Below are 8,121 nucleotides of genomic sequence, written 5' to 3'. Positions count from 1 at the left end.
TCGTCTCCAAAGACAGGGTTTCTCGACAATCTGAGAAATGCCTGCTTCTTCTAAAGCAGGCATTTCCTTTTAGATTTGATTTGAAATTTATCAAGTCGTCCATAGTAAGTATCTCTCCAAAATCCGATCTCTAGTAGTTTCTGTGGCTCTTTATTAGCTGTACGTCCTCGACGCTCCATATAGAGTCCTTCAGGTCCTTCATTTCGATAAATGCGCTCCCCATTCCGAATGGATCTATCTTGTACATCATGCTTCTTCGCAGCAGCTTTATAACTCAAATGGTTCTCATGCATATCTTCTAATATGTACTGCTTTTGTTCTCCAGTAAAAGTCCTGTGTGTTCCCTTATTGATCAATCCCGCAGCTCCATGCTTGGAGTATGCAGCTACCCATTCATTAACCGTTACATGGTTCATTCCATGCTTACGTGCTGCTTCGTTCTCAGACAGCCCTCCTTCAAGTACATCTATAGCAACTTTTATTCGTATTTCTTCGCTGTATTTGACCATAAAGTAAAATCCGCACCCTTTCTTCTTAGAGGATTATATCATGTGTCTAAGATTTGGGGTGCGGTTCAGTTTAAGGTTAGCGGGGCCTTTGCCAATGCTTTCAGACTACACGCTCGGTACTTCCGATCTGTGTAAAATTGTAAGCATTACGAATAAACTCAATATAGTCAAAGAGCGTTAACCTGTCAACACGAAAAACGGACACTGTCCTTGAAGAGACGGCATTCGTGTGAATATAAGAAGCGCTTTAGATCGAAAAGCTCGTTTTCTTCAGTTCTTCCGTGCTGAACAGAATATCGTAATCCTTGATGCCTTCCCGCCGAACAAATTGCTCCGCAACTTTCCGAACAGACGCTTCATCGGGTCCATGAATCATGGCGTATAAATTATACGGCCAATCGGGATGCGCCCGGCGCTTGTAGCAGTGGCTGACTTCCGAATAACCGGCCAGCCTTTTTCCTGCCTCAGGTATATGCTCCTCAGGAAGTACGCAGATGAACAGGCCATTTGCTGAAAATCCCGCTTCCCTATGCTTTAGAACGGCTCCGATTCGTTTGAGTGCTCCTCCTGCCTGCAGCGCCTGCAAGCGCAGGAACACCTCTTCCAAGCTGCAACCTGTCTTATTGGCAATCTCGGTATACGGTTCGGGTGACAACGGAAGATCTCCCTGCAGTTCGCGGATCAGCTGCAAATCCGTTATTTCTATTTTGCATGGTTCCTGTTTGGAAGTTGTGCCTCCATTCAAGTTCGGACTGGGTGTAATGGCTGATGCATCAGCCTTTCCTTCCATATTCAGGAACACCTTTAGTTTGAATAATTGCTCGGAGGGGAACTCATATAGCAGCGGCCCGCCCGCCGCTTCACGGATCGTTTCAAGAATAACCCCCCGTTCTTCCTCGGTCCGGGAAGTCAGCGTGAACCACATATTGAGCCTGCTGCGCCGGCGGTAGTTATGGGTTACGCCTCTATACCTGTTGACGACAGCAGCGGTCTGGTAAAAAAGCTCCTCCCTGACTGCCATCGCATACAGACAGCCTCTAAATCCCAGTCCCGCCGGATTAAACACCCCGCCGATCCGCCGGATGAATCCCTCTTTCTTCAGCCTTTCAAGCCTTTGAAGCACATCTTCCTGGCATAATTCCAGTTCCTCCGCAATGGCATTCCAAGGGCGTCTGACCAGAGGAAGCCCGATTTGCAGCCGATTCAGCAGCTTCCGGTCGTTCGAATCCAGGTTCACTGTTCCCACCTCCCCAACTTACAGCGCCGCCGATCTTTTGTAACACCACGGCTCTTCGGCCATGAAATTGCCGCCGCTATAATAGTACGATCTCGCCCGGCAGCCGCCACAAATGCCCACATCGGGACAGGAGCCGCATTCTCCTTCATATTTCTCGAAGTCCCTTAAATCCCGGAACACCGGATTATCCCGCCATATTTCATCAAAAGGCTGCTCGCGAACATTCCCCACCTTGACCGGCAGGTACGGACAAATATGCACCTCGCCACTCGGCAGCACCGAACAATAGGAGACCCCGGCCAGACAACCGCGCGTGTACCGCATTTCCAGCCCCATGCTCTTGGCAAGCGGCATGAATTGGGGAGCGCATGTCGGTTTGATTTCAAGGGATGTTGATTTCTGTTTGGACAGAACACTGCGCAGAACCGAGTAATACCGTTCCCGCTTCAGCCCGTCTTCTTCGATATGGACGGCCCGTCCGGTCGGGACGAGAAAGAACGGGTGCAGAGAGGATACATGAAGCTCCTCGGCAAGCTGGGCAACCTGCACGAAATCATCCATATTGCCCTCGGTCAGCGTCATGTTAATCTGCACTCTCAGCCCGGCTTCCCGGGCATAACGGATGCCCTCCAATGCTTGCTGCCAGCCTTCCGGCGCATTCCTGAACCGGTTGTGATACTCAGGCGTGGCGCTGTCTATGCTGATCGCAATGCCCCCTAGCCCCGCTTTTTTCAGCTCCGCAGCTTTGGCGGCGGTCAGAAGCGTGCCGTTGCTGCCAAGTGCGGGACGAAGGCCGATAGACGAGGCATACGCGATCAATTCGCAGAGATCTTCACGGATCAAGGGCTCGCCGCCGCTGAATATGAGAAGCTTGAATCCGGCCTGCTTGATCTGATCAATGAGCCGGATTCCTTCCTCCGTGGTTAGCTGGTCTTCTACAGACGATGACGGCCCGGAGTCGCGATAGCAGTGTTCGCAGTATAAATTGCATTTCTTGGTCACATTCCAGGAAACGAGCATGCGTATTCAGCCTTCCTTTCCAGTGTTATACGATTCCAATTTCGCGGTCGCTTAAATAACAGGATGGGTCCTCCGCCCAGAAATCACCGCTTACCGAAGCCCGGGCCCGGAAATTCCCGTTACAGATATCCAGCCAATTGCATTCTCTGCAGCGTCCCTTTAGTAGCGGTTTACGGTCGCGCAGGCCGGCCATTAGCGGATGAGCGGCATCACGCCAAATCTCGCTGAATTTCTGCTTGCGGATATTGCCGATTTCGATATCTCTCGTGAACTGATCGGGATAGACGTTGCCGTGCCAATCCACGCAGCCGATGGCTATTCCGGAACGGTTGCCGCCGTTTCTCTGAAGCAAGCCAAGCAGTTCAGCCGCGCGCTCCGGGTCGTGCTCCATCATCCGCTGGTATAAGTAAACGCCATCCGCATGATTATCAACGGTGAGCAATTCCACCGGTTTGCCTTTGCCATGCAGGTCCATCGTTTTAGCCATAATCCGGTCAAGAGCATGCCGGGATTGTTCATGGGTAACATCCTCTTGCTGCAGGGCGCTCCCGCGGCCGGAATAGACGAGATGGTAGAAGCAGGCCCGAGGAATATTTTCCCGCTCGATCAAATCAAGGACTCCATCCAAGTCTTCATATGTATGTCTGCTGATCGTAAACCGGACCCCTACCTTCTGGCCGATGGCCAAGCAGTTTCGGATACCCTGAAGCGCCTGTTCAAAGGCTCCTTTTCGCCCGCGAAATTCATCATGGCGCTCTTCCAGCCCATCCAGGCTTACACCGACATATTTAACCCCTGCTTCTTTTAGCATCTTCGCTCTGTCCATGGTAATCAATGTGCCATTGGTGGATACTACCGGCCGAAGCCCTTTGCTTGACGCATAAGAAATCAGCTCATAAATATCTTTGCGGATCAGAGGCTCTCCACCGGAAAAAAGCAGTACCGGCACCTGGAAGGCGGCCAGATTATCAATAAACACCTTAGCTTCCTCCGTCGACATTTCATCGGGATCATGGGCAGGACAGGCATTCGCATAACAATGTTTACAGGTTAAGTTGCAAGCCCGTGTCGAATTCCATACGACGACAGGCCCTCTGCCCGCGGAAACGCCATGCGGTTTGTGTCCTGGCTTAATGGTATAACGAAGGTCATCGCCTTCTCCCTTCATACCGGTAAGTAGTTTCGTTACATTAATCATTTCCGCTCCCTCATCTCCCTATAATTAGATACCAGTTCTTTATATCTTAAAATAACTTGTGAGAATAAGGATATGCGTTATTATCTTGCTCTTGCGCCGCATTAATGCTTGGGTCTGCAATAAGAAGAAACGCCTGACGGCGTCTTATTAGAGCTTATGCTTCCGAAGTAGCGATACGAGTATCGCTTTAAGGTATGTTTCTCGTAAAAATATAAGACCAAACAATAGGCGCGAAGCCTAAAAAGTCTTATATTTCAAGAAAAAAACCGCAATGCTGCGGGTATCAAAAAGGTTGTGGCCGAAATGATTTTTTCTTACCGTTAGCCAGTTCTATGATCATAACGACAAGAACGAGCAATGAAATGATCTAACTTTCCCGGGTCATGTACACACCGTCCATCATACTAAAGAAACGGCTGTAAAGTTGCAGAGAAATCCCCCGCAATGGACGCACCTATTCCAATAGTCTAATGTAGTGTAGTGCTTAGAAAAATGTAAATGAGCCCACCACCGTAATTTGGAAGCCTCTTATCTCCAATTTTACATGCAATGGGCTATTTATGTTCAATGTAAAGCAGTGTAAGATACTGTCGTTTATAAGACATTGTCATCTGCTAACTCATCCGCTTGGCGTTCGTAATCTCCTAAATTAGCTGGGATCTTTAATCTTACTTTATCGCCATCAAGGATTACTCCCTTTTTGCTCGCGTGTTTGAAAGGATCATACGGTTCATTGTTTTTAAGGCATGAGTATAAAACTTGGGCAATCTTACCGCATACATGCCCTATTGCTTTTCTCTTCGCCATTCCTCGATCAACTAATCGCTTATAGTAAACACGAAAACTATTTTCACTTATTTTTGGAGATATTAGTAGCAAAGTCATTAAGAATAGAACTCTGCGAGTATCTCTAACACCCTCGTATGTCTGCCTACTCTTAAAAACGGATGTGCCCGAGATTTTATTCTCCACAGCTACACCAAGGTACTTTTTAAGCTCTAAATATGTTGAGAAACGTTCAATATCACCAATAGCGCCGATAAATGTACAGGCCATAGATTCACTCATGATAGGGAAGAACATAAGTATCTTTGTATAAGGATGAGGTTTATATCCTTTTTCTTTATCACCATAAAGCAGGGAAGCTATCTGTTTATCCATGCTTTTTATCGCTTCATCTATACGCAAAGCTTCTTCAATTAGCCACGTTTGCCGTTCAGCTAGGTGTGGAATGTTCAAGGATAATGTGTTGGGTAACAGTTCTGCCAAGGTCATAGAGGCTTTTGTAGCAGTAGTTTTTGCACCAATTGTTATTAGAGTTTGCCTAAGTTCATCCTGAGTTACCTTGGCCATTTCTTGCGCTGTAGGATACTTCAGAGCTAATTTGAGGACACTTAACGCACCTGTTTTTTTAAAAGCTCGTTTAAGTTCAGGATTGGTTACAGAAAATAATTGCTGGACGAACTATTCGCACCGAACGCATATCAGGGTGAAGGGTTTTGTGCCATCCCATATAGGCCATAATTCTAGCATCAATTTCATAGGATTTTTCATTAAGTCCTAGCTGCATGTTGCTCAAAAGTGGTAAAAGCCAATTATTGAACTAACGTTTCCCGTTAGCTGAGTCTATTACAATAGCATGGATGTTGATGTTTACTTATCGTTGTGTGGCTCAAGGAACCATTGATTGCTATATAGACCATACATAGGTCTTCCTGTAGGTTCGCCATTAGAATCTGTTTCTTGCATTACCCATGTAGGATAGTCAGGCAGATTATCTGTATAGCTAATGTTTAAGTCTGCCAAATACTTCTGACATACCAGCGTATGTATAGTACTTTAATAGCGTTGTTATTTCATTATGTGGCATGCCCCGTTCGGATAGCCCCTGAACAATTGATTCTTGATTTTGATCATAATAAGTAAGAGATTTCTTTAGAAATGCTAAGAATCGGAATTCTGCAAGTGAAGGATTATTTTCTTCAAGTTCTGATCTTGTCCATATAAGTGGATCTGGGCAACCTAAAGCAGTGAACTTCTCAACTAATTCATCAGCCTTAACCTTTATCTCTCCTTCAAGAGAACATACCACTCTTGAAACATATGGCTACACCTACCTCAATTCGATATTAAATATTGTTTTTAATGTTTTCAACTTTGGCTACATTATCCTGCCCTTTTCGTTGAGAAAACTACTGCCTGATCGTCCGGCCGAATGCCATTGTGTCCTAATTGAACTATCGTCTCCGTTAGTTGAGATTATAAGATTGGAGCTATCCTCCTCCCGTTAACGTAATGAGGCTGCCCGTTTTGTGATCTCAAACGGAGAACTTACAATGTCATCGTTTTTACTTTTCTTAATCTCGATTCTCATCATAATCCGACCAGCTACTGTTTACTATCGAGATACCATCCACGTTCCATATCCTATCCACTATTGAGCCTATTTCAAGGAACACAGCATCGCTCTTTTTATCCTTTAGATAACCAAAATGTAGATCAATATTGAGATCGATACCCTCCCAGATCTGCAACATGTTTTCATTCGCAAACCGCATAGCTATTGGCTCCGCCAGCAATGAACAACCAATTTCTCCTTGAACCAATTTCCCTATCAGAGATTCGTCATCGACATACATGATTTTTTGCGGAACCATATCCTGTTTCAGGAAGTAATCGATGGATTGTTTATAGAAGGGGCAACCTTGTGTTGTCCAAATCCACGGCTTTTCTGCAAAATACTCCAGGGACAACCTCTTCTTCGGCGGTACATCCCAACTGTTGGGATAGACCACAACCATCTTGAAGGAATGGAGTTTGATGGAGTATACGGACGGATGTGCAACATTCCCATAATAAAAACCTATGCTTATTTTCGCGCTGGTCAAATCCTGGGTGAAATCTTCACTTTTAGTATCGATAAAATGCAATTCTACCTGCGGCAGGCATTCCGAAATAAACCTGATCAATTTCTCTATTCGAAGAAGCTGCCCGTTTGTATTTAACCCGATCCGAATGGTGTCCGATTCTGCCTTCAAATCACTCGCTTTAAGATAGAAATCATCTAGGGAGGTGAGTATTTTCTGTGCTTCCAACAATATCTTCGAACCTTTTTCTGTAATAGTCATTCCTTTGGAAGTTCGATAAAAGAGAGGAAAACCAACTTCTTTCTCCAAGGCTTTGATGTGTGCACTTGCAGCCGGCTGACTTGTGTTAAGATGCGCTGCCGCTTCGGTCAAATTGCCAGTACGGGCAATTTCTATAAAGGTTTTCAATTGATACAGCTCCAACTATCCTAGACCTCCTCAGATGCATTTGCATGAATCATTCCGTTTTCCCGATGGGTCCAATCAGAACTTGAAATTGGACGGTTTTAATCATGATGAGCTATAGTAATCCCAGACAAACTATATAAGGAGTATGCAATCGTGTCTATTTTCATTGCAATGTGCTTTTTTTCATTATCCATGTCGATCTCTCCAGGCCCTGTGAACATAACAATTCTTTCTTCTGGAGTCAATTATGGTTTTAAGCACTCATTACCTTTCGTATCCGGTTCAACAGTCGGGTTTACATTCTTGCTAACTGCTGTTGGTTTAGGGATATCCAATCTCGTGGCGCAAGTCCCTATATTCTATGAATTGCTAAGATATATAGGGACAGGATACATGAGTTATATTGGCTACAAAATTATGGTTTCACATACAGAAATCGAGTTAAAAGAGGAACAACTGCCACGTTTTCGTCACGGTTTTCTTATGCAGTGGCTTAATCCCAAAGCATGGATTGCATGTCTTTCCGGTGTTTCTGCCTTTGGTTCGAATACTTCCTATTCCATGCTTCTTGTCTTTGTGTGTATTTATTTTCTTATTTGTTATCTTTCACTTGCCTCCTGGGCCCTTTTAGGATCGAAATTACAATTTCTTATGAAAGTGAAGAACGGCATTAAGGTTTTTAATTTGGTGATGGGCGGATCATTGATTATTGTAGCAATTTTTCTTTTATTTTCGAACTATTAGGATTAAGAAGATCCGCTTGTTTTCTTACTCCGATTTCTCGAAGGTCTCGTCTCCCCATAACTTGACTCATTTGGCAATATGTAATTTCTGCACTTCTATATCACTATCCTGCCCGTTCGTATTATGAGATCAACCAGT

General features: G+C 45.1%; 7 protein-coding genes. 1 reads left to right on the top strand and 6 read right to left on the bottom strand.

Features of this window, described 5'->3' with window-relative positions:
* Positions 1-50: 50 nt before the first annotated feature.
* From L693_RS0110170 to L693_RS0110140, 6 genes are all read right to left on the bottom strand, one after another.
* Entirely contained in the window at positions 51-509 is a 459-nt protein-coding gene (locus tag L693_RS0110170; protein ID WP_025717169.1) for a transposase, read from the bottom strand.
* Positions 510-756: 247 nt separating this feature from the next.
* Positions 757-1,746, bottom strand: a complete 990-nt coding sequence (gene ahbB, locus L693_RS0110165; protein ID WP_049825120.1) for a siroheme decarboxylase subunit beta — start codon at positions 1,744-1,746, stop codon at positions 757-759.
* 18 nt (positions 1,747-1,764) lie between these two features.
* Complete coding sequence (locus L693_RS0110160; protein WP_025717167.1) at positions 1,765-2,766, bottom strand: radical SAM/SPASM domain-containing protein; 1,002 nt, start codon at positions 2,764-2,766, stop codon at positions 1,765-1,767.
* Positions 2,767-2,791: 25 nt separating this feature from the next.
* The gene (locus tag L693_RS0110155; RefSeq protein ID WP_025717166.1) at positions 2,792-3,964 is read right to left on the bottom strand and encodes a radical SAM/SPASM domain-containing protein; all 1,173 of its coding nucleotides are present in this window, start codon (positions 3,962-3,964) and stop codon (positions 2,792-2,794) included.
* A 594-nt stretch (positions 3,965-4,558) separates the two neighbouring features.
* The gene (locus L693_RS0110150) at positions 4,559-5,317 is read right to left on the bottom strand and encodes a transposase (RefSeq protein WP_049825119.1); all 759 of its coding nucleotides are present in this window, start codon (positions 5,315-5,317) and stop codon (positions 4,559-4,561) included.
* Positions 5,318-6,321: 1,004 nt separating this feature from the next.
* Positions 6,322-7,254: a LysR family transcriptional regulator gene (locus tag L693_RS0110140; RefSeq protein WP_025717164.1), complete on the bottom strand. Its 933-nt coding sequence runs from the start codon at positions 7,252-7,254 to the stop codon at positions 6,322-6,324.
* 138 nt (positions 7,255-7,392) lie between these two features.
* Between L693_RS0110140 and L693_RS0110135 the strand changes: the two genes are divergently transcribed.
* Positions 7,393-7,983: a LysE family translocator gene (locus tag L693_RS0110135; protein WP_025717163.1), complete on the top strand. Its 591-nt coding sequence runs from the start codon at positions 7,393-7,395 to the stop codon at positions 7,981-7,983.
* Positions 7,984-8,121 lie beyond the last annotated feature (138 nt).

It is taken from the genome of Paenibacillus sp. 1-18, from assembly GCF_000520755.1.
GTDB classification, from domain to species: Bacteria; Bacillota; Bacilli; order Paenibacillales; family Paenibacillaceae; genus Paenibacillus; species Paenibacillus brasilensis.
This window is presented reverse-complemented; position numbering and strand designations above follow the sequence as displayed.